The sequence below is a fragment of the Nocardia pneumoniae NBRC 100136 genome, from assembly GCF_000308755.1.
GTDB lineage: Bacteria > Actinomycetota > Actinomycetes > Mycobacteriales > Mycobacteriaceae > Nocardia > Nocardia pneumoniae.
Genome location: NZ_BAGF01000147.1, coordinates 13,144 through 34,065 on the forward strand (window position 1 = coordinate 13,144; position 20,922 = coordinate 34,065).

General features: G+C 67.4%; 21 protein-coding genes. 7 read left to right on the forward strand and 14 right to left on the reverse strand.

Annotated elements, in window-relative coordinates; genetic code table 11:
* Positions 1–29: 29 nt before the first annotated feature.
* The 3 genes from ON34_RS29650 to ON34_RS29660 all read right to left on the reverse strand — a co-directional run bounded on the left by ON34_RS29650 (position 30) and on the right by ON34_RS29660 (position 3,601).
* Entirely contained in the window at positions 30–1,466 is a 1,437-nt protein-coding gene (locus ON34_RS29650) for an ABC1 kinase family protein (protein WP_051023316.1), read from the reverse strand.
* Positions 1,467–1,648: 182 nt separating this feature from the next.
* Positions 1,649–2,629 carry a DUF3089 domain-containing protein gene (locus ON34_RS29655; protein ID WP_157172486.1) on the reverse strand — a complete coding sequence of 327 codons (981 nt, stop codon included), beginning with the start codon at positions 2,627–2,629 and terminating at the stop codon, positions 1,649–1,651.
* 303 nt (positions 2,630–2,932) lie between these two features.
* Entirely contained in the window at positions 2,933–3,601 is a 669-nt protein-coding gene (locus tag ON34_RS29660) for a cyclase family protein (protein WP_063821765.1), read from the reverse strand.
* Positions 3,602–3,719: 118 nt separating this feature from the next.
* Between ON34_RS29660 and ON34_RS29665 the strand changes: the two genes are divergently transcribed.
* Positions 3,720–3,926: a hypothetical protein gene (locus ON34_RS29665; protein WP_040785854.1), complete on the forward strand. Its 207-nt coding sequence runs from the start codon at positions 3,720–3,722 to the stop codon at positions 3,924–3,926.
* 84 nt (positions 3,927–4,010) lie between these two features.
* Here ON34_RS29665 and ON34_RS29670 read toward each other — a convergent pair whose 3' ends face one another.
* Positions 4,011–4,268, reverse strand: coding sequence for a hypothetical protein (locus ON34_RS29670; protein ID WP_157172487.1), 258 nt, complete (start codon positions 4,266–4,268; stop codon positions 4,011–4,013).
* A gap of 322 nt (positions 4,269–4,590) precedes the next feature.
* Here ON34_RS29670 and ON34_RS29675 point away from each other — a divergent pair, with 322 nt between their 5' ends.
* Together ON34_RS29675 and ON34_RS29680 are read left to right on the forward strand one after the other, a co-directional pair.
* Positions 4,591–5,355, forward strand: coding sequence for a FadR/GntR family transcriptional regulator (locus tag ON34_RS29675; protein WP_083889896.1), 765 nt, complete (start codon positions 4,591–4,593; stop codon positions 5,353–5,355).
* A complete protein-coding gene (locus tag ON34_RS29680; RefSeq protein WP_051023318.1) occupies positions 5,339–6,082 on the forward strand; it encodes a PDC sensor domain-containing protein in 744 nt (247 codons plus the stop codon). Before ON34_RS29675 ends, ON34_RS29680 begins: the two co-directional genes overlap by 17 nt.
* Before the next feature lie 29 nt (positions 6,083–6,111).
* On the opposite strand, the gene ON34_RS29685 is transcribed toward ON34_RS29680, so the two are convergent.
* The 6 genes from ON34_RS29685 to ON34_RS29710 form a co-directional block, all read right to left on the reverse strand.
* Positions 6,112–7,122 (reverse strand): DNA topoisomerase IB, encoded by a 1,011-nt coding sequence (locus ON34_RS29685; RefSeq protein ID WP_040785858.1) that lies wholly within the window; start codon positions 7,120–7,122, stop codon positions 6,112–6,114.
* A 209-nt stretch (positions 7,123–7,331) separates the two neighbouring features.
* Positions 7,332–8,288, reverse strand: a complete 957-nt coding sequence (locus ON34_RS29690) for an alpha/beta fold hydrolase (RefSeq protein ID WP_040785860.1) — start codon at positions 8,286–8,288, stop codon at positions 7,332–7,334.
* 165 nt (positions 8,289–8,453) lie between these two features.
* Positions 8,454–9,695, reverse strand: a complete 1,242-nt coding sequence (locus ON34_RS29695; protein WP_040785862.1) for an oxygenase MpaB family protein — start codon at positions 9,693–9,695, stop codon at positions 8,454–8,456.
* A gap of 711 nt (positions 9,696–10,406) precedes the next feature.
* On the reverse strand, positions 10,407–10,595 hold the full coding sequence (locus ON34_RS29700; protein ID WP_040785864.1) for a hypothetical protein: 189 nt from the start codon (positions 10,593–10,595) through the stop codon (positions 10,407–10,409).
* Positions 10,592–12,370 (reverse strand): hypothetical protein, encoded by a 1,779-nt coding sequence (locus ON34_RS29705; RefSeq protein WP_245548264.1) that lies wholly within the window; start codon positions 12,368–12,370, stop codon positions 10,592–10,594. Before ON34_RS29705 ends, ON34_RS29700 begins: the two co-directional genes overlap by 4 nt.
* 149 nt (positions 12,371–12,519) lie before the next feature.
* On the reverse strand, positions 12,520–13,605 hold the full coding sequence (locus ON34_RS29710; RefSeq protein WP_245548265.1) for a mechanosensitive ion channel family protein: 1,086 nt from the start codon (positions 13,603–13,605) through the stop codon (positions 12,520–12,522).
* A gap of 228 nt (positions 13,606–13,833) precedes the next feature.
* Here ON34_RS29710 and ON34_RS29715 point away from each other — a divergent pair, with 228 nt between their 5' ends.
* Together ON34_RS29715 and ON34_RS37280 are read left to right on the forward strand one after the other, a co-directional pair.
* A complete protein-coding gene (locus ON34_RS29715; RefSeq protein WP_040785865.1) occupies positions 13,834–14,133 on the forward strand; it encodes an aromatic-ring hydroxylase C-terminal domain-containing protein in 300 nt (99 codons plus the stop codon).
* Between the two features lie 153 nt (positions 14,134–14,286).
* Positions 14,287–14,808, forward strand: coding sequence for a hypothetical protein (locus ON34_RS37280; RefSeq protein WP_051023320.1), 522 nt, complete (start codon positions 14,287–14,289; stop codon positions 14,806–14,808).
* Here the strand turns inward: ON34_RS37280 and ON34_RS33920 are convergent.
* Positions 14,805–15,383 (reverse strand): LppA family lipoprotein, encoded by a 579-nt coding sequence (locus tag ON34_RS33920; RefSeq protein WP_051023321.1) that lies wholly within the window; start codon positions 15,381–15,383, stop codon positions 14,805–14,807. The two genes, ON34_RS37280 and ON34_RS33920, sit on opposite strands and share 4 nt — an antisense overlap.
* Positions 15,384–15,489: 106 nt before the next feature.
* A complete protein-coding gene (locus ON34_RS29735) occupies positions 15,490–16,395 on the reverse strand; it encodes an AMP-binding protein (protein WP_051023322.1) in 906 nt (301 codons plus the stop codon).
* A 171-nt stretch (positions 16,396–16,566) separates the two neighbouring features.
* Here ON34_RS29735 and ON34_RS29740 point away from each other — a divergent pair, with 171 nt between their 5' ends.
* The gene (locus tag ON34_RS29740; protein ID WP_051023335.1) at positions 16,567–17,847 is read left to right on the forward strand and encodes a PucR family transcriptional regulator; all 1,281 of its coding nucleotides are present in this window, start codon (positions 16,567–16,569) and stop codon (positions 17,845–17,847) included.
* A gap of 28 nt (positions 17,848–17,875) precedes the next feature.
* Here the strand turns inward: ON34_RS29740 and ON34_RS29745 are convergent, their stop codons facing one another.
* Together ON34_RS29745 and ON34_RS29750 are read right to left on the reverse strand one after the other, a co-directional pair.
* Positions 17,876–18,694, reverse strand: coding sequence for a class I SAM-dependent methyltransferase (locus tag ON34_RS29745; RefSeq protein WP_040785867.1), 819 nt, complete (start codon positions 18,692–18,694; stop codon positions 17,876–17,878).
* Between the two features lie 177 nt (positions 18,695–18,871).
* Complete coding sequence (locus ON34_RS29750) at positions 18,872–19,477, reverse strand: TetR/AcrR family transcriptional regulator (protein ID WP_040785868.1); 606 nt, start codon at positions 19,475–19,477, stop codon at positions 18,872–18,874.
* 61 nt (positions 19,478–19,538) lie between these two features.
* On the opposite strand from ON34_RS29750, the gene ON34_RS29755 reads away from it, so the two are divergent.
* Positions 19,539–20,906, forward strand: coding sequence for a flavin monoamine oxidase family protein (locus tag ON34_RS29755; RefSeq protein WP_040785870.1), 1,368 nt, complete (start codon positions 19,539–19,541; stop codon positions 20,904–20,906).
* The last annotated feature ends 16 nt before the right edge of the window (positions 20,907–20,922 follow it).

Genomic DNA, 20,922 nt, shown 5'->3' on the forward strand with positions numbered 1-20,922 from the left:
GACGACGACGTGCCCGCGCCCTGGAGAACTCAGTCGGGCAGTTCGATGCCGCGCTCTTCGGCTTTCGCCGCGACCTCGTCGGGAAAGATATTGCGCAGCAGGTAGAGATCACGGCCCAGCTGCCAGCCGGGGGCCAGCGAGACCGCGTACCGCTCGAAGTAGCCGAGCTGCTTGCCCATGAGGATGAGCTGTTCGGGTCCGGCGACGCCGCGCCGCTTGCCGAAATCCAGCAGCGCCGAGGTGAACGTCTTCAGGTCCAGCCGCGCGAGGTCCCCGGACAAGATCGGACCGAGCACGAGGGCGAGCTGCCTGCCGATCGCGGTGTCGTCGGCGCTCTGCTCGGCGAACAGCTCCAGCTCGCGCAGCGCGGTCGCCACCGGGGTGAAATCACCGTCGAAAGCGCTGGCGTAGAACATCGCCCGGACCATCGCTCGCCACGGCGGCGACATCGTGCCGACGATGCCGAAATCCAGCATCGCCAGTTTGCCGTCCTCGAGCAGCCACAGATTTCCCGCGTGCACGTCGCCGTGGAACAGGCCGTGGACGATGACGCCTTCCAGCCACACTTTCACCAGCCGCCGGATCAGCAGTTCCGGATCGGCGTGCTCGCCGACGACGTCGAACTGGTCGAGCGGTACGCCCCGCAGTCGCTGCATACAGATGGTGCGCGGCCCGCACAACTCCCAATAGACTTCAGGGACAACGACTTCGGCATTGTCGTCGAACGCGCCGAGGTTGGCGCGGACGCGGCTCTGATTGTCCGCCTCGATCAGGAAGTTCAATTCCGCCACGGTGACCTCGTAGAGGTCGTGCACCACGCCGGCGGCGTTGGCGATCCGCGCGTGCTCGGATCGCCGTTCGAGCAGCTTCGCCAGCACCAGCGCCGCGCGCAGATCGACGATCATCCGGCGTGCGATGCCCGGGCGTTGCACCTTCACCACGGCCTCGCGTCCGTCGGCCAGCGCACAGGCGTGCACCTGCGCGACCGAAGCCGCCGACAGCGGCACGTCGTCGAACTCGGCGAACATCTCGTCGATCGGGCGGCCGAGGTCCTCCTCGACGATTCGCCTCGCCGCGGCGGCGGGGAAGGGCGGCACATCGTCGAGGCAGCGCAGGCACGCATCGGAGAGTTCGCGCGGAAACGCGCCGGACGATGACGCGATCAACTGTCCGAGTTTGACGAACATCGGCCCGAGACGTTCGAAAGCGTCGACGACGCCCTCGGCCAGCACTTCCCGCCGCGTTCGCCGACCGCCACGCCCGCGTGTCCCGGGCACGGATCGCGCGAGCTCCACAACGGCCCGGCGAGTGAGGGCGACGCCGAATACCAGCACGATGGTGAGCACCCGAAATGCCTCGGGCACACCGAAGGCGTCGAGCCGGGGACGGTCGACGGCGAATGCCTCGGCAGGCGGACGCTGCTCGGTGCGCGAGTCGGCAGCGATAGACACCGGGTCGGCACTCATGCTTTCGCCTCACTGACGCCCGGCTCGGGTACGACCGTCGCGGCGGCTGTGTCGATGGTTCGTTTGCTCATGCGCTCGTCTCCACTACATGAGCGAAGCATGTCCGGATCCGGGTACGCCACAATTCGTAATCCGGCACGCCGGTGGCTTCCTCCGGCGGCTCCGCGGCCTGCGCGGCCAACTCAGCGGTGCGCCGAGCGATAGGCGCTGCTCTGGGACGTCAGGATGCGAACCAGGTCGCCCAGCGCTATCTCCACGTCGGTGAGGTGCAGACCCCACGTCGCGTCCGGGACGGCGTACAGCTCTGGGCTGCCCGGCTCCGGAGTCGCCATCAGCACCGTCGCGTCGCCGCCGCGCACGCACTGGAGCCGGTACCGCTGCGCGGGGATCAGCCACGGGGTCGGCGCGGCGGCGGATGGTCCGTCGCGCAGCGCCAACTCGACGCCGAGTGGACTGGGCACCGGGCTCACGCGCAGGACCGTTGCCGCGGTGCGGGATTCGTTGCGCTCCAGCGAGGCCGGATTGGTGCAGCCGATCTCGTAATCCGGGCCGTACGGCCGCGGCAGCGGCTCCGGGGTCATCGGATTGCGGCCGAATCGGCTGTCCGCGGGCGGGGTCACGCCGAACGTCTGCCAGGCGAGCACGCACCCCGTCTGCCGCTCGGTGCGACACAGCGGCAGATACTGGAAGTCGCCGCCGACGTCAGCGTTCTTCGGCACCACCACATTGCCACCGAGCAGGATCGCCGACAGGATCCGGTCGCGCACCGCCTGCCGCGGTTCGATCTCCTCCCGGATCAGTTGGCGCAGCATGCGCGCACCCTGGGAATGGCCGATCAGCACGACCGGCCTGCCGCTCTCGCGCTCGGCGAGGAACTGCCGCCACGCCCGCAGCACGTCCTCGTATGCCATCCGTGCCATCTCGGCGCGCTGCTCGGGGGTGTAGGACCTCTCCGACGCGAGCGCGATTATGGTCCGTTGCCGATACACCGGCGCGTACACCTGACACACCTGGGAAAACCGAGCCGCCTGCTGTTCAGCGACCGCCCGCACCTCCCGCGTCACCGCGGTATAGGAGTTGGGCGTCGGCTCCAACGACACCGTCGGATACACATAGAAGCAGTCCACCCCCGAATCCGCAGCGGGGGCAGGTTCCTCACGCACATCGGGCTCCCCCGCCCGCCGCACCGTCGTGGCCGAGCTCCCCCGGCACGGATCATCCGTCCGATCCGGCCTGCACAACCACACGACACCGGCGTCACCACCCGGGTCCGCCACCGAGCTCACCGACGACCCCGCCAACAGCCCGACTCCGCACGCGACGGCCGCAACCGCCCTCCCCCACCGACAGTCCCGCATCGCATACCTCACTGCTTCCGCGCCCGACTGTCAGCGTCCACCGCGCCACACCGCGAACGCTCGATCGGACGTCTCCGACGGCGAAATCTCTTGGCTCTCGGAAAGATATCAGCTCCAAACGCCCTGATCGGTCCAGGCGATCGCGCGCAGCGGGAACGAACCCATCCCGCGCACCGGCGCCGGCAGTGCGACCAGCCTGGCTCCGGTGTGGGGCACCGCGGCCAGGTTCGTCATCTGCTCGATGATCGGGATTCCCGCACCGAGCAGCGTGTGGTGGCACGGCCGCGTCGGCAGGGACGTATCGTCGATGTCGGGCGAGTCGATTCCCACCACCGCCACATTGGCGGCGACCAGCGCATCAGCGACCTCGCCGACCAGGAAGGGATGCCCCGGGCCCCAATAGGCGGACGAACCCCACCTTCCCGACCATCCGGTGTGCACGAGCACCGCCTTGCCCCACAGCCGCGCCGGGTCGCCGAGCACATCCGGCCCCACCGCGTGGATCCCCGGCACCCGGATCATCACGATCGGCACGTCGAACAGCCGTTCCAGCGGCAGTTCGGCGATGTCGGCGCCGTCGGCGTGGAAATGCGAGGGCGCGTCGATGTAGGTCCCGGTGTTGCCGACCATATCCACGCGCGCGATGTCGTAGCTCATGTCGATCAGCGGCGACTGCTCGCGCGAGAACTCCGTGGTGACCCGCGGGGCGGGCAGGCCGGGACAGGTGAGCATGCCATCGGAGATCGGGTGCGATAGCTCCACCATCACCTTGCTCATGCTGGGCACGGTACCGGCCGATCGCGTCGCGGCGGTCAGGGATCACTGGTCACACATTTCCGTGGATGTCAAGTGCGCCTGAGTTCAAAAGAGAGCAGACTGGCACCAGGAGGTCATCATGCGACTGCTAAAGGGCCTGCTCGGTGTGGTGGTGGGGCTCCTCACGGCCGTACTCGGAACGGTGCTGGGGATCGTCGCCGCCGTGGTGTGGCTCGTCGGCGCGCTGCTGTGCGTGACAGTCATCCTGCTGCCGCTGGGCATGCCGGTGGTGAAACTCGCCCGTCGGCTGTTCACCCTGTCCAGGGAGTTGATGCGTCTTCCCTGAAAGACTGCCTGGGCACTCCAGCCGGGCCCCGCGATCAGCGCGTCGACCCTGAGGGTCGGCTGCCGATCCGACCGGCCGGGGAGGTCATGCCCATGCCCGCCGTCTGGCCGCCACGGACTGCGGCGGGATGAGTTTCGCCCAGAATTCGCGGCGGACCGCGTCCCACAACCTCGTCAGTTCCGGGTGGAGTTCTCGCGCTTGCGCAAGGTCCGGGTAGTTGCCGGGGCTGAAGGATACTACGGGCGAAGCGTCGTTCTTATCGTGCACGGCGACGATCGCGATCAGATGATGCTGCAGCAAGCCCCAGGTCACCCGCAGTCCGTCGACTTCCGTCCGACGCACGTCATCCATCGTCGACCCCCAGGAGGCGTACCTCGTGCGTTCGGGGACGCCGCAGTCGGCTGTGCACCGTCTTCTGGGGTGCCGACTCGGCATGGCCGCGGATGCACCGCCGAAGGCGCTTGCTATGGCCTGTCGAGTTCTCGTACATGAGCAATTCCCGCTTCGATCTGTCGCGCTGCCCGGAGGGCAGGTCACGCTCTTGAACATAAGACATTAGATTTCATAGTTCAATGGTATCTGAGATAAAATCTAACTTTATAGTTCATACTTCAATTGTTAGCGGGGTAAGATCGGGTGTACACCCGCCACCCGAGGAGTCGCGTTGTCCAACCAGGAGAGCGCCGGATTGAGCGCACTCGGCGCCGTGCTGTCACCGATCGAGGGTGGCGGTCCGAAAACCGAGGCCGTGGTGCAGCGGCTCTCCGCCGCGATCAGCCTCGGTGTGATGGCCGATGGACAGCAGTTGCCGAGCGAGACCGATCTGGCCAACCAGTTGGGTGTGTCGACGATGACCCTGCGGGAGGCGCTGGCCGTCCTCCGGCAGCAAGGAATCGTCTACACCAAGCGCGGGCGCGGGGGTGGCAGCTTCATCCGCGGTTCGGCGGACATCCTCGCGAACACCTCGCTGGTGCGGTTGCAGCAGATGAGCATCCAGGAGCTGCGTGATCTGGGCGACGAGCACTTCGCCGTCACCGGAGCGGCCGCCGTGTTCGCCGCGCGCCGCGGGTTGGGGGCCGATATCGCCCGGCTCCGCGCCCTGGCCGAGCGGCTGCAGGGCAGCACCGAACTCGTTTCGGCGCGCCGAGCCGACAGCCGCTTCCATATCGAGATGGCGGTGTGCGCGCAGTCCACCCGGCTGACCCGCGCCCAGGTCGCTCTGCAGGCGGAGCTTTCCGCCTTGCTCTGGCTGCCGCGGCTGAAACTGGACCCGGCGGTAGAGGCGACCGCGCATCGTGACCTGGTGGACGCGATCGAACGAGAAGACGATGCCCGAGCCAGAGAGCTGGCAGAATCACATACCGAATCACGCATCCGCCGCCTCGTCGCCCTACGCTTGGAGCTCAGTGATGATGGGCGATACCGATAACTGTCCAGCCTCGGCGACCGTCGAGTCGCTCGCGCATGCCGTCACGAAACTGGCCGACGAGGTCTACCTGTCGCTGCGAACCATCGGGACCGCGCTGACGACCCTCTGGGAGGGTCTGCTCGAGAAGCCGCGGGCCGCTCCACGGTCGACGGACCTGGCAGCGCTGCGCGAGCCCATTGTCGGGGAACTCGAGCGGCGCGGAAAGCTGTTCCACGGCGCCGGCGTGGTGATGGCCGACGGTGTTCTCGCGGATCGCCCCCGGTACCTGGAATGGTGGTGTCTGGCCGCACAACGCGGACCGCAACGCCTGACGCTGGAATTGAATCCCCACAGCGAATACTTCTACGACTACACCCAAATGGACTGGTTCTCGATCCCGCGTGATCAGGGCCGGCGGTGGGTGCACGGGCCGATCCTGGATTACGCGTGCAGCGATCAGTACGTTTGCACATTCGCGATACCGGCCACGGTCGCCCCGGGAACCTTCCTCGGAATCGCCGGTGCCGATGTGCCGGTCGCCGCGATCGAGGAGGCATTGCTTCCGCGATTCCAGGCATCCGGTCAGCGGGTACTGCTGGTCAACAACGAGGGTCGCGTCATCATGGGGACCGATCCCGAATTCACGCCCGGATCCAAGACGAGCCGGATGGAACGATCCGCCGCGGCGGTGCCGGTCGAGGGCGTGCCCTGGTCGTTGTACCCGCTGGGATCCATGGCACCCCGCTGAAGCGGCTGTGGGCATCTCGGGGAGCAGGGTCAGTGCGTGCGGCGGAGCATCCGGATGACCGCGCTGTCGACCAGCGCTCGTTCCGCGTCGGCGGAGGTCGCCCGGTTCGCGCGCCGCAGGGTTGGAGCGATCGTTGTGCCATCTTCGAATGCCCGCAGCACACGGGGGTCGACATAGGAGGCTTGCGCGACCGCGGGCGTATTGCCCAGTGCGGTGGCGACCTCCGCCATAACCTGACGCACGGTCTGCTTGCGGTCCCGTCGGTTGCGTGGACGGTCGCGGGCGCCGAGCGCGGCCGCGGCGAGGACGGTGGCCTGCCACGTGCGCAGGTCTTTGACGCTGCACTCGCAGGCCGCGAGCTCTTTGAAGCGGAGGTTGATGTCATCGGCGCGCAGTTCGCCGTAGCCTCGGCCGTTCCGGTACACCAGCAGCCGATCCGAATCCGGATCACTGCGCAGCAGTGCTCGAAATGCCTTGGCCAGCAAAGGGTCTCGCACGCTGACACGTCGTCTGATGCCCCCTTTCGCCAGATAGTCGAACAGCATCCGCTCACCCGAGACCTGGACCTGCTCGCGGAGCAGTGTGGCGACACCCCGGGTGCCGTGTTCTTCGGCGTACTCCTCTCCCCCGACCCGGAACACCCCGCGATCCACCAGATCAATGGCCACTGCTTGCACCCGCCGAAGAATCAGCCCGCGCGCGGCCAGATCCTCCCGTACCTGCGCCCGGATATCCGGTAGCCGTGCGGCCAGTTCCAGGACCCGCTCGAACTTCTCCTCGTCGCGATCCTTACGCCACTGCTCGTGGTACAGGTACTGCCGCCGACCCGCCGAGTCGATGCCTACGGCCTGGATGTGCCCATTCGGGTACGCGCAGATCCACACCTTGCGCCAAGCCGGTGGGATCGCGAGTGCCCGAATGCGTTCGAGTGCCTCCTCGTCGCGCACGAGTTCGCCCGCCGACGTGTGGTAGCTGAACCCGCGTCCGCGCCTGAGTCGCGTTATGCCGACCTCGTAGGGTCGGCTGCGGCGCAATCGCATTCAGGCACCGCTGTTGCTCGGGTCGTGCGGAGGGCCATCGGTACGCCCGGAGTACGTTGCGCCGAAGCCCACCCCGGTTTGCGGATCCTCGAAGCGTCCGCCCGGCGACCGGTTTCGTTCCGCATGCACATCACCTGGCTGCCCGCCCCGGCGCGGGCCAAACACTGTAGGCGGGCTCGTCCTGCCGCTGCCAGTCAGGTGGTAGCCGATTACGCGGCGAGGGCGAGGTGAGCGCTCTCGGCCGTGCCGGTGCCGCCCGCTCGCGTCATCAGGCGCGCGATCGCCTCCGCCACCTGCCTCGGCTGCTCCAGGATCACCGAGTGACCGGCGCCGTCGACCAGCACCAGATCCGAGTACTCGACGGTGGCGGCCATCGCGACGGAATGCGACGGCGGCGTCATCAGGTCGGCGGAGCCGCACAGCACCAAAGTCGGGATCTCGGACAGAACGGCGAGCGCGTCGGTTCGGTCGTAAACCATGAAGTCGCTCAGGAAGCTCGCCATCGTCACGATCGGCGTCTCGTTGCGCATCGCGTTGGCGAGGGTGAGCACCCGCGGGCTGACCCTGCGGTCGCCGAATTCGGCGGTACGGACGATCGGGGCGAGAGCCTTGCAGGCCATCAGCTTCGCGCGGTGCATCGCCCCCGGAGCGCGTCGCACGGCAGCCTGGAACGCGGATACGACGGGGTTGCGCAGGAGGCGGCCGAAGCCGGCGTCGGCGAGCCCGCTCGCGGCGGTCGCGATGAGCGCGACGCCGGTGACACGAGTGCCGATCTCGTGCGGGTTCTGGCTGGCGTAGGTCAGCGCGGTCATGCCGCCCATCGAATGGCCGACGAGGACCACCGGTCCGTTCGGGGCGACAGCGTCGAGAACGTCCCGCAGGTCGTGACCGAGCTGCTCGAGGTTGTAGGTCCGCCGGGACGCCGCGGCGGAGTCGCCGTGGCCGCGGTGGTCGTAGCAGACGATGCGGGCGCCGGTGTATCGGCGCAGCAACGCGTCGCGGACGTAGGTCCAGGACTCGGTGCGCAGGCAATGTCCGTGCAGAAGCACGACCGTGAGGTCCGCGTCTCGTGGGCCGTATTCGCGGACCGCGAGTGCGACACCGTCTTCGGTCCAGACCGTGGCACGACGCTCCGGCGAGGTGGCGGTGAAGCTGGAGATCGTCATGGGAGCCTCCGGTCTGCTGGCGGTGATGTGTTCAACTGTCCGCCAGATGTGCCGCCGGTATCAGGCCCCCGAGAGCTGGGGTCCGTCCCCCAAGGGGGAGCAGATCACCACCAAGGGTGCACCGCCACCCGTCCGCTGTGCCGCAGGCCGCGCAGACGGCCGAGATCAGCGCGGCGGTTGATTCATGTCCCGGTTCATGTGCGGGATTTCGATACTGATCGGCATCCGTAGTTCGGCCAGGTAGATCAGCGCTGCTTGCCGGAGGAATTCGTCGAACAGCCAGTAGGCGTCGGGGGCGAGCGGGACGACGGGGAGCAGACCCTCGCGGACGGCGATGAACGGCCCCCAACTCACCCGCAGCAGCGGGTCCCAGACCGGTTCCCTGGGGATGGCCAGCCCATCGGCGATCTTGTCGCCGAGCAGGAAGCGGGTGAACGCACCGAGAACCGGTTTGCTGAGGACGGCGAGATCGAGGTTGACGCCGAGGCGCAGGAGCCGGTCGGCCAGCTTCGCGCCCTCCGGTGTCGCGGCCAGCACCGGGTCCAAGACCTGCTGGGCCTGGGCATTGGCCTCCTCCCACGACGCGGGAATGTACTCGTCGCGGATGCCGAGCATGTGCGCGCACAGCTGCCAGGAGTGCAGGAAGGCCTCCGACTCGGCGGCGGGGATCGGCACCTTCCACGCGGTCAGGTGCTTCATGACGGTCGTGGGCAGGCTGTGCCAGGTGACCATCATGTCGTTCTGGCTGATCGGAATGTCCTCCTCGGCGGAGTGCATCCAGTGTGGGGACTGCGGCAGCAGGTGACGCACCGCGGCATGAACCAACCGGGTTTTGACGCAGGTCACGACCATCTCGCCATCGGGCGCATAGGCATTCGCGGTCCCGATGTCGTAGCCGAGTTTCGCGGTCTTCGAGATGCGGTCCTTGAGATCGTGACCACCTTTGGAGTAGTAGACCGCGCGCGCTTCCTTGGGAATGACCGTGCTCATCATGCCGCTGGCCAGCCCGTACAACACACCGAGATAGAGCCCCCGTTTCTTGTTGAACTCCACCGCGGTGGCCAGCTTGCCCTGGTCGGCCCAGGGCGGCAGCCGGCGGGCGTATTCCATGAAGTCCCGCAGGTCCGGCGGCAGAGCCGCGGGCAAGGGTTGACCGTTCCTGGTCCAGGTACGCAAGAGCTCATTGACTCGCGGCACCTCGCCCCTGTCGAGCAGTCCGGCGACCAACTCGTCGGCCTCGGGGTCCCATACTCCCATCGGATCGACCCCGGACCCGCTACCCTCCACCGAACCCTGCGGTGACCACGTCCACGGCTCCGCCCGCACCGGGCTCACCATGGTCAGCGCACCGAATGCGCCCAATACCCCACCGGCCTTCAACGCGTCGCGCCTGCTGAATGCGTCCATGTCTTCGCTACTCCTCGTTGAGCCCGAGCACCACCGCGACGAGTGGGCGGTACTCGTTTCTCGCTTTCACGCTCTAGAATATTCATTAACTTACCAAGAATTCCGACATGTTGTCCCAGCTTTCCGGGAATTACCCGCGCCCGCCAACTTCCCAGTCGCCAAGCAGCCAGGTCGACGTCCATACAAGCTTCTGAGCAGCATTATCATCTGAAGTCTTCCGTCAGTGAGTTCAATGAGACACTGCCGGAAAGCTGAATGCTGTAGCACGGGCACCGCCGTGACCAGGTCTCTTGACCAACGTTAACTTCCAGTCACTTAAGGCACCGAGGCCGGCTCAAACCGACGGCTTCGAAAGACGAGCTCGCCCCGATCGCCCGTCAGGTTGTCCGATGGCGAGCGCAGCACTAGGTCACCGGTATCGCGGCGACCGAACGGGCTCGGCCTGCCGAGCAGACTGCTGTACACCTCGAGAGACTCCGCATGCCAGGCCCAAGCGGAGCCGCCCAGGATCAGCCCATCGTGGTCACGACGAGGTATCCGGCCAGCAACCTGGTGACCGCTGCAACGGAACGCGAATCGGGGTAGGCCAGTTAGAGCCGCACGAAGGAGAACAGACCCAGCACAGCGGGCCACTGGCCCAGGACAACGGATCAGACAGCGACTGGGCTCATGGCGCCACGTCAGGCAGATGGCCCGGTGCACCGGATGCCATCAGTCCTCCTCGTCCGCGCCGTGCTCGGACGACGAACGCGCGCCCCGTTCGCGATCCTCCCCACGCCGTCCCCGCAGCGCGACGAACACTACGACGGCGACCACGAGCAACGCAGGCACGAAGGCGGGTATCGCCAACAGGATCGAATGATCCGCCAGGACGTCCACGCCGTCGTAGCCCTCAGTCATCGCGAGACCGCCGGTTCTTCCGGCGCCGCCGTCGGGCTCGCGTGCGGATACCGGTCGTTGATCCGTGCCGCACCCCAGGACAGCGCCGCGACGAGGACGAGGCTGCACACCAGCACGACCAGCGATGCCGCGGCGAACAACCAGGACGGGTGGTCGAACGATCGCTCTCGCTGCAGCACGGTGATCTCGGCGGTGAACGGCCTGGTGAAGGAGGAGAGCGCGGGGACCTCGTCGACGCCGAGCCCTGGGTCGGCGGCCATGAAGATCGGCGCCGCGGTCAATACGCGACCATCCTGTATTCGCAGGACCGTCTTCCAACTGCCATGCGCCGGAACGGGTTTGGTCGACACATAGTGGCCGGCGCCCACCCGCTGGAGCTGGTCGACGACGAGACCGCGGCCGGGACTGTCGTGGCCGATCCCGCCCTGCCAGGACAGGATCTGAACCCATTCGGGATCGGAGCCGACGAGATCAGCAGGCGTAATCCGGATGTCGGCGAGCACCATTCGTCCGCCCGCGTGGGACTCGGCGTCGCGCAGTGTCACAGTGGCCTCGGCCCGTTCCGGAACCTCGATGAACAGGCCGTTGGCGGTCGCGGCCGCCACGGTCACGACCGCCGCGATCAGCAGACCGCGCCGGACCGGTGGGCGTGGCAGCGCTTCGCCCCGCAGCACCATGCCCAGCAACGCACCGACGACACCGCCCGCGATACCGGTGGGTACCGCCATCGCCAGCAGTTCGGGCCACATCGCCCTCGGCCACGAGTTGACGAACATTGCCTCGATCCAGAGGGATTCCAGCCACAGCCCCACCGTCGCGACCGCGAGTCCGCAGATCGCACCCCACCAGATCGACCGACGGGCCAGCGGCAGCAGCGCCAGCAGTTCCACCACGACGGCCGCGCCGAGATACAGCGGGAAGACATTGCGTGGCGCGTCGATGACCGACCCGCCGACCAGCACGGCTACCACGGTGCGGACGAAGGCGGCGAACACCACCACAACCAGGGTGCTGAACGGTCCCAGGGTCGCCCGGGCGGCGACGAGGGTGACGGCGGCCGCGGCCACGATGAGCATCGGCTGCAGCACGAGCCGGAACTGCTGCACACCGAAGTCGAATTCGACTTGGAACACCGACAGGCCGATGAGCAGGCCGCCGAAGGCGAAGCACTGCAGCAGCCACATCACTCGCCCGTCGGCGCGGTCGGGATCGGGTCGGCTGTGCCCGCCCTCGAACTCCAGCAGCAGCACGCCGACCAGCGATAAACCGGCGCCGCCGATGAGCATCAGATGCGTCGGCCCCCACAGCGTGACGTCCTGCCCGAACAGCCGATGCCAGATGTCGTCCAGGGGGAACCCGATCAACGCGTAGAGGCCCGCACCGGCGATGAGGATGCCACCGACCGGCGCGTACCAGGTGCGGGTGACGGGCACCGCCGCGGCGCCGGGCTTCTCGTCCAGAGGCAGGACGATCGCCGACATCCCGGCGGTGAACAGGAAGAACAATCCCGCCAGGATGAAGTAGTGCGCCGGATTGGCCAGCGGCCCGGCATCGCGGCCGTTGCCGACGTGCAAGCTGACATCCCAGATGAAGCCGAGCATCGCGGTCAGGATCGTCCCGAGGAACAGCGCGAGCGGCAGCGCGACCCAACCGGGCCGGTTGTACCGTCGCCCGATCCGGTCGGCCAGCCGCCCCAACCACGCGATGCGGCGGGATCTGTGCAGATACCCGACCCACAGCAGTACGAGCGCGACGACGCCGGCGGCGCCGGTCATGACCGCCACCTGGCCCAGCGCCGCTCCGCCACCCTCGGTGCCCGGAGCGGCGAACCAGATGATCCCCTCTTGCGCGACGTCGGGCACGAGAGACCTCCATCACTGAAGCCATGTATATGTGACTTACGGTACCACGAAGGCCGCCGAGATCAATCGCCGTTGCCGTTGCTGGAAGGGTGGGCCGTCAACGCCATGTGGCCGTTGCCGGGAGCGGGGTCGGTGATCGCGGTCGCGATCTTCGGCAGTGCGTGCGGGTGATGGCGGCCGAGCCAGCCGAGCAGTTCCTCGCGGACCGCGCAGCGCAGATCCCAGGCGTCGTCGGCGTTGGCCGCCGACATCGTCGCGCGCACCACGATATTGGTCGGGGTGGTGTCCGTGACGACCAGATCCCAGTTGCGACCGTCCCAATCCCGGCGTTCGCGGAGATACTCGTGTAAATGCTCACGCAGCAGCGGCACCGGCGTGCTGTGGTCCAAGTACAAGAACACCGTGCCGGTGATCTGCGGGCCGCCCCGCGACCAGTTCTCGTACGGTTTGCTGTTGAAGTAGGAGACCGGCATCGTCAGCCTGCGGTCGTCCCAGATCCGCACGGTGAGGAACGCGAGGGTGATCTCCTCGACGATGCCCCACTCCCCTTCGACGACAACGGTATCCCCGATCTTGACCGAGTCGCCGAAAGCGATCTGCAAACCGGCGATGAGATTGCTCAACGTCGACTGCGCGGCGACACCGGCGATGATGCCGATCACGCCTGCCGAAGCCAGTAATGACGTCCCCAGCGTCCGCAGACTCGGAAACAGCAGCAGGATCGCCACGGCGGCGGTCGTGACGACCAGTACCGATGTCACGATGCGGCGCACCAGCGCCAGCTGGGTGCGCAACTGCCGTACCCGCGAAATCTCCCGAGTGCGCCCGGCGTAGGAGCGCAGCATGTTCTCGGCGACGGCATCGGCGGCGCGAATCACCAGCCAAGCGGCCGCCATGATAGCCGCCGTGGCCAAGATGGTTCGGATCATCGTGTCCTGGCGAAGATCGAGCTGCGCCAAAGGATAAGTGGCATGCAACGCCATCGAGCCGAGCAATATCTGCACGGGCAACTGCACGCGGCGGAGCAGCGTGGGCAGATGACTACCCGGCCGTTTCCGTGCGCTGTAACGCAGCATCCAATCCATCAGCAGACCTGCCGTGACGGTGATCGCCACCGTGCCCGAGACCACGATGAGCGGCCGTAACACTTCCTCCAAAGGTCGACTCCTTCTCGTCTTGCGCCCGAACCCCACTGCGCACCGCGCGCCCCGGCTGCTACGAATGCACCGCGAGATGCGGAATACGCAGAGCCACAACTACAGCGCCGGTGGGCGCGATGCGTAGGCGCGAGGCCGAAACAGACACGACATCCTCCCTCGGTCGACTTGTCACGAAGGCGCATACCCGCTTTCGCCGTCGGTCGTCGCGATGCCGCTGTGGCGAATCCCACCATCGCGCGGAAGCGCCAGTGGTACACCCGCGTCCATGGCACAACCGTGACACCGGCGGCGTCCCGATCCGAGCGGCCGTGGCGAAACGTCGACGGGCTGGTGGACGCCGCCGCTCGGCGCGGCGTTCCCCTCGACGTGGTCGACGTCCGAGACGATCACGCCCGGGCGCTCTACGAGCGCGACCTCGTCCTGGTCCGTCCCGACCAGCATGTCGCGTGGCGCGGCGACTCCGCCCCGGGCGAACCACTCGTCGTCGTCGACCGCATCCGCGGCGCCCACGGCTGACCGGCCGCCCCCGCACCGCCCGGCGCGAAGCAGGTGACCAGAACGATCAGGAATCGAGAAGCGCTGGTCACCGAGCCGTAGCTAACGTCTTCGACACCGAGTCCGCCCGGCAGATCGTCGGGACATGGGTCGCTCGTCTCGGAGGAGGGCGCAATGAACTGGAACAAGCGGGTCCGGCAGACGCACCGGTGGCTGGCCATTGTCTTCACGGTGACCGTCATCGGCACCGTCGTGGCCTTGGCGCTGCGGGGTCCGGTCTGGGTTTCCTACCTACCGCTGCCCCCACTCGCCCTGCTCCTGTTTTCCGGTCTCTACCTGTTGGTGTTGCCGTATGTCACCTCTCGGCGCACTCGACCAGCCGCGGAGCTCCCGTCCCGGGAAGCGGCCGAGGTCCGGAGTCGTTTGTCCGCGCCGTGGATTCGGCGGCTGCACCGTTGGTCGGCCATCGCGTTTGTTTCGACCGTCGTCGCTACTTTTGTCGCCTTGGCACAAGCGGAGCCTGTCGTCTGGGTGTCCTACCTACCTCTGTTCCCGCTCGCTGTGCTCCTGTTCTCCGGTCTGTACATGTTCGTACTGCCATATGTCGCCGAGCGGCGCAGCGCCCGTCACGAACTGTCCGCCCGGACCGACCCGCAGTCCGAGCAGCCGAACGAGCCTTTCTCGACGACGCTCTAGTCGGCATCGTCCGCGGACAGTCGGCAGCCCACGGTCGCGGTGGTCGTCATCGATCGGGCATCGGCGAACACCGACAGCTCGGTGTTGCTGTCCCACTCCGCACCATCTCCGCCCTCGAAGGTGACGTGCCGGTCCGGCGAGGAGCTACCGCCGGGCAGCATGTCCGTCGCGCCGACCGACGCGGCCAGCGCGCGGGCCGTCTCCTGGAATCCGGGCCACGCCTGCTCGGGCAGCGAACCCTCGGCTCGGTAGCGCGGCAGGACGACGCGCCTGCCGCCGGTGTAGGCGTACGGCCCGTAGCAGGGCCCCAGCGCACGCTCCTCGCTTCGGCTCCACCGCAGCGCCGGTTCGATCGCCGAGGCGGCGGCCGCGATCTGCTCGACGACCGACGCCACCTGATGCTCGGCCACCTCGGAAGACGGCAAAGCAGTCAATTCCGCTGTGGCGGCGGCGATCTCGTCCGCAGAAGGCGGTGGGGCGGGCTCACCGAGCAGAGTCGCGCATCCACTCGCCGCCAAAGCCGCGAACGCGGCAGGCCAGCGCGATGCGGCGCGCGGCCATCGCAGTCCGGTCATCGTCGCCTCTCCACGCTCCCCGCGGCCGCATGGAACGTGAGCGCGCTTCCAGCACAATCTTATTCGGGATGCCCGCTGGCGAAGGGAATCCCCATTACCCCGTCGTCTAGCTCGTCGCGGGGACACGGATTCCGTGTGCTCGCGCGATAACCGTGCTCAACCCGTATCCGTTGATGAGTGGGATTCCATAGCGGTGTTCGAACTTGGTTCTCAGTTCGACACCCGCGTGTTCCATGCAGGAGATCGCGAACCGCACCGACGAGTTGTTCGCGTGCGGGTGGCCGGGTAGATCGGACAGCGCCGCGTAATTTCGCGGGACCGCGGAAAGGAAGGTCGGCCGACTGTGTTCGATCCGGTCCGAGAATCCCTCCGGGCTGATCGGGCCCGCCATGGTGGCGCGGCCCCCAGCGGCCAGCGGCGACAGAGCGCCGACCATGATCCCGCTCACCTGCCACATGGGCAGGGTCGACAGGCTGTGGTCGGAGTCGGTCAGCGCGAAGACCTTGATCACCAACTGGCACATTGCCTCGAGGTTCCTGTGGTCGAGCATCGCTTGGTCGCCTGCGCCGACGTAGGTGATCAGCGCCGGTCCCTCCGCGCCGGGCCGCGCCGCATCGATGGCGCCGGGTTCTGCCGCGCTGAACTCGCAGGCGGACGTGACGCCCACGCCCGAAGGGACGATGGCCGGAGGATGCCCAGCGGCGAGGAGGATCTTGGAGCCCGCATCGGCTATCTGGTAGCCCGCCTCTCCGTCGGGCAGGGACGGGTCGATCAGGGTCGCTGTGGCACCCAGGCGCCACGTGGCGAACAGCGACACCACGAGCTCGACGGTGGCGGGCAGCATGATCGCGACCACGTCGCCCGTCGTGACGCCCGCGGCGCGCAGGGCGGCCGCGGTCCGCCGCACGGCGGCCAGCAATTCGCTGTTGTTCAGTTCGTTGGTGTCGTCGGCAAGGGCGGCTGCCTGTGGTGCGGCCTCGGCGCGACGATCCGGGAGGGTCGAAAGTGTCATGCGATCTCCTCAGCACCCCGCGTATAGGGATCGTTAAAAACTGTAGAAATCGTGCGACGGATCGACACCGTCGTGCGCCGACTGAATTCGTCGTCCGCTTTGTCCCCGGAAGACAGAATCGACCGCTCCATTCACCGCCGGCGATCACGGCGACGTAACTATTATCAGGTGGTGACGACTTTTCGTCGCAACGGTGATATCGAGGTGGGCCGCTGCGTAGCGACGATCGCCGCCCGCATGAACGAGCGGGTGACGGACATCAGCGCGAGTATCCACCGTGGACTCGAGGAGGAAGTGCCCGAGCTGCGTGCGGATGTCCACTCCGCCGAGCTGCTCGGGTCGAGCGTGCAAGGCAATATCGACACCCTGCTGCACGCGCTACGGCACGACATCCCGGCGGCGCGAATCCACTTACCTTCGGCGGCCATCGAGTACACCCGGCGTTTGGCCCAGCACGGCGTCCCGCTCAACGCCCTGGTGCGGGCATATCACGTCGGCCAGCGGCGGGTCACCGAGATGGTTTTCACCGAACTGCAAGCCGCGGATGTCACGCCGGTCGAACAGTTCCTCGCCGGACAGGCGATCACCACCCGGCTGTTCCAGTACCTCGACCACGTTACCCAGCAGGTCGTCGCCATCTATGAAGCAGAGCGCGAGCAGTGGCTGGAAACTCGCAACAGTGTCCGCGCACTCCGTGTGCACGAGCTGCTGGAGGGCAAAAAGATCGTCGACATCGACGGCGCCGCCGACCAGATCCGCTATCCGCTCCGTTGGCATCATTTGGCGCTGATCGTCTGGTATCCGGACACCGGCGCCCACGCTGACGAACTGGCCGAGCTGCGACGATTCGTCCGCAAGGCGGCGGAGGCGGCGGGAACCGCCGCGGCGCCCCTTTTCATCGCGGACGATCAGAGGACCGGCTGTGCGTGGCTGCCTTATCGTTCAGCGCAACCCGGCGCCGTCGACAAGGTCCGTGGGTTCGCGGCCGCACAATCCAACGCACCGTCGGTAGCGATCGGCACAATCGCCCCCGGCGTTGCGGGATTCCGGCAGTCCCATCGCTTTGCTCTGGACGCGCGCTCGGTGGCCCTGGCGCGGGGAGAGGCAGGACCGCGAATCATCGCGGCCGCAGACCCCGGGTTGTCGGTAGCGGCCCTACTCAGTGACCGGATCGCGGAAGTCGGGGAATGGGTCGGCGAGATCCTCGGCGATCTGGCCGCCGACAACGACAACGACGCACGGCTACGCGAGACACTACGAGTATTTCTGCGCACCGGATCGAGCTACAAAGCAGCCGCCGCGGAACTGGACCTGCACTCCAACTCAGTGAAGTACCGGGTCGCACGAGCGGTGTCGCGGCGCGGCAGGCCGATCGCCGAAGACAGACTCGACGTCGAACTCGCCCTATTGCTCTGCCACTGGTACGGACCACCGATCCCGGCGACGGCGTGACTCCACCCAGTCGATGATCTGCACCAGGTCAGGCCGATCGGCGGGCGGTGACCAAGAGGTACTCCCACTCCATCCGCCCGTTGCCCAGGTCGTGCCGGGACGCGAGATCCGCCAGTGCGCGGTCCAATCGCGCGACCCGGTCGGGTTCGGCGGCAATGGCCTTGTACACGGCGACCGTCGGCCCGTAGTGGGCCTTGAAGAAGTCGCGGAATTCCGCGCCGCCGCCGAAACGATCGATGACCGCGTTTTCGCGCCGCACCTCCAGGTCGGCGACGCGATCGCCCAAGAGCGACCGGACATGCGTCTCGTCGCCCCACAGCGGTGGCGGCAGCGCGCCGGGCGGGGGCGGCGGGGCGAACGGTTTCATCGTGGCGAACATCTGCCCGATGAATCCGGTGGGTGTCCAGTTGATCAACCCGATCGCGCCGCCCGGCTTGACCACCCGCACCAGTTCGTTCGCGGCCGCTTGATGGAACGGTGCGAACATGACGCCCACGCAGGAGATGACGGCGTCGAACTCGGCGTCGGCGTAGGGCAATGCCTCGGCGTCGGCTTCCTGCCACTCCAGCTCGACGCCCCGCGCGGCGGCGAGACGCCGACCCGCTTCGAAAAGCTCCGGCGTGAGATCGCTCGCCACCACATCCGCACCGGTCTCCGCGGCCGGGATCGCGGCGTTCCCCGATCCGGCCGCGATGTCCAGCACGCGCTGCCCGGGGCCGATACGGCAGGCCTCGACGAGACGGCGGCCCAGTCCGGGGATGACTTCGGTGGCGACGGCCGGGTAGTCGCCCAGTGCCCACATGGCGCGGTGCCGCGTCTTGAGATCAGCGGGGCCGGATTCAGTCATCTGGTGATTCCTCCGCAGTTGGGCCGGAACGCTGCCGAAGGTAGCTATCGAGCTCCTCGGCGGGTGTCGCCGAGCAGGGGTTACCCGGCAAAGATCACAACAAACGGGAGCCGAACCGGCAGCCCGGCGGTTCCGGAGCGTCTCTCGTCGCTCGGCCCTGAGATCGCCATGTCGCGGTCACCCGGTTCGAGCCGCTCCCGTCGCCAGCCCGCCGAGGAGGTCTTGGATGAGATGGGTCGCCTGTGCGCGAGCTCGGTCCGGGTGATCGGTGTCGGCGATGGTCAGCGACAGCTCGGTCAGGGCGCCGTAGAACGCGCTCGCGATCAGTTCGGCGGGGTGTGGCCGGATGAGTTCGGCGGCGAGCAGAGCTCGTACGGCATCGACGACCAGTCCGCCGAGATGCTGTTGATCCAGTTCGCGCCAGCGCTGCCAGCCCAGTGCGAGCGGGCCCTGTAGCAACACGATCTGACGGTAGTCGGGTCGGGCGCAGATATTCAGGAATTCCGCCACCCCGCGATCGGCGCGCTCGAATGGGTCCGAGCTCGTCGCGATCGCTTCGCCGATCCGCTGTGCCGCACGGCTTTCCAGCTCACTCATGACCGCTTCGAACAAGCCGCGCTTGCCATCGAAGTGGTGGTAGAGCGCGCCGCGGGTCAGCCCGGCCGCGCGCACCAGTTCCTCCGCCGACACGTCCGCGAAGTCACGGTCGGCGAACACGCGCAGCGCGGTGTCGAACAGCGTTTGACGAGTGTTCTCCGCGTATTTCTCCCGAACGGACTCCATACGCTATGGATATCACATACAGTCTGTATTTCAGATACATCGTGTATGAAGGCAGGTTGCGATGAAGACGTCAGCGGATGTCGTGGTGGTGGGCGCCGGGCTCGCGGGGTTGGTCGCCGCCCGCGACCTGGTCCGGGCCGGGCGTGACGTAGTGGTACTGGAAGCGCGGGACCGCGTCGGCGGGCGGCTGCTGAATGGCGAACTACCGGGTGGCGCCCCGATCGAGGTGGGCGGCCAATGGGTGGGACCGGGACAGGAGCAGGTGCTCGCGCTGATCGATGAGCTCGGCCTGGCCACCTTTCCCACACACACCGAAGGTCGGCACATCGCCGAAATCGGCACGGCCCGCTCGGTGTACACCGGTCGCATACCAGGACTGAACCCGGTGGCACTGGCCGATGTCGCACAAGCCCAGTGGCGACTCGACCGCCTCGCACGGCAGGTCGCGGCGCGGGAGCCGTGGCTGGCCGAGCAAGCCGCGGATCTGGACGGCCAGACGTTCGCCACCTGGCTTCGGCGGAAGGTCTACACCTCCGGTGGCCGATCCTTCTTCCGGCTGATCACCGAGGCGGTGTTCTCCGCCGAGCCGGAGGACATGTCCGCGCTGTGGGCCTGCTTCTACGTCGGTGCGGCGGGCGGGCTGGACGCATTGATCAATACCGCTGGCGGGGCGCAACAGGACCGTGTCGTCGGAGGTTCGCAACGCATCGCACTGACGTTGGCCGATGAACTCGGCGACCGAATCGTGCTCGGCGCTCCGGTCACCGAAATCACTTGGGACACACCGGCGGTCGAGGTTTCCGCCGGAAGGGCCACGGTGCGAGCCGCCCGCGCGGTGATCGCGGTGCCGCCCCCGTTGGCCGCGCGGATCCGCTTCGGTCCCGGTCTTCCTGGCGACCGCGACCAACTGGTCCAGCGCATGCCGATGGGCCGGGTGATCAAGGTCAACGTCGCCTACGACGAGCCGTTCTGGCGCCGTGCCGGGCTCAGTGGCCAGGCCAACAGCGATCATCGGCCATTGGGCACCGTCTTCGACAACACCCCGCCCGACGGGGCACCCGGAGTGCTCGTCGGATTCCTCGAGGGCAAGCACGCCGACGCCGCAGGCCGATCGGGTCCCGCAGAGCGTCGCTCCCAAGTACTGGCCGATTTGGCCGGATACTTCGGACCGCAGGCCCGGCATCCGATCGCCTACATCGAACGCGACTGGGCCGAAGAGGAATTCAGTCGCGGGTGCTATGGGGCGTTCACCGCGCCGTCAACCCTCACCCGGTTCGGTAGTGCGCTGCGCACCCCTATCGGCCCACTGCACTGGGCGGGCACCGAAACCGCCACCCGCTGGGCGGGGTACATGGACGGGGCCGTCGAATCCGGCCATCGAGCCGCCCGCGAGATCTCGCAGGTCCTCGCGAAGCACGCCCACAGGTAGCCTCCGGAAGGCTGCG

What these genes read in the sequence shown, in the direction of transcription:
- ON34_RS29650 (WP_051023316.1), bottom strand. Translation starts at nt 1,466, where the DNA reads ATGAGTGCCGACCCGGTGTCTATCGCTGCCGACTCGCGCACCGAGCAG.
- ON34_RS29660 (WP_063821765.1), bottom strand. Translation starts at nt 3,601, where the DNA reads ATGAGCAAGGTGATGGTGGAGCTATCGCACCCGATCTCCGATGGCATG.
- ON34_RS29665 (WP_040785854.1), top strand. Translation starts at nt 3,720, where the DNA reads ATGCGACTGCTAAAGGGCCTGCTCGGTGTGGTGGTGGGGCTCCTCACG.
- ON34_RS29680 (WP_051023318.1), top strand. Translation starts at nt 5,339, where the DNA reads ATGGGCGATACCGATAACTGTCCAGCCTCGGCGACCGTCGAGTCGCTC.
- ON34_RS29685 (WP_040785858.1), bottom strand. Translation starts at nt 7,122, where the DNA reads ATGCGATTGCGCCGCAGCCGACCCTACGAGGTCGGCATAACGCGACTC.
- ON34_RS29690 (WP_040785860.1), bottom strand. Translation starts at nt 8,288, where the DNA reads ATGACGATCTCCAGCTTCACCGCCACCTCGCCGGAGCGTCGTGCCACG.
- ON34_RS29695 (WP_040785862.1), bottom strand. Translation starts at nt 9,695, where the DNA reads ATGGACGCATTCAGCAGGCGCGACGCGTTGAAGGCCGGTGGGGTATTG.
- ON34_RS29700 (WP_040785864.1), bottom strand. Translation starts at nt 10,595, where the DNA reads ATGACTGAGGGCTACGACGGCGTGGACGTCCTGGCGGATCATTCGATC.
- ON34_RS29705 (WP_245548264.1), bottom strand. Translation starts at nt 12,370, where the DNA reads ATGACCGGCGCCGCCGGCGTCGTCGCGCTCGTACTGCTGTGGGTCGGG.
- ON34_RS37280 (WP_051023320.1), top strand. Translation starts at nt 14,287, where the DNA reads ATGAACTGGAACAAGCGGGTCCGGCAGACGCACCGGTGGCTGGCCATT.
- ON34_RS33920 (WP_051023321.1), bottom strand. Translation starts at nt 15,383, where the DNA reads ATGACCGGACTGCGATGGCCGCGCGCCGCATCGCGCTGGCCTGCCGCG.
- ON34_RS29735 (WP_051023322.1), bottom strand. Translation starts at nt 16,395, where the DNA reads ATGACACTTTCGACCCTCCCGGATCGTCGCGCCGAGGCCGCACCACAG.
- ON34_RS29745 (WP_040785867.1), bottom strand. Translation starts at nt 18,694, where the DNA reads ATGACTGAATCCGGCCCCGCTGATCTCAAGACGCGGCACCGCGCCATG.
- ON34_RS29750 (WP_040785868.1), bottom strand. Translation starts at nt 19,477, where the DNA reads ATGGAGTCCGTTCGGGAGAAATACGCGGAGAACACTCGTCAAACGCTG.
- ON34_RS29755 (WP_040785870.1), top strand. Translation starts at nt 19,539, where the DNA reads ATGAAGACGTCAGCGGATGTCGTGGTGGTGGGCGCCGGGCTCGCGGGG.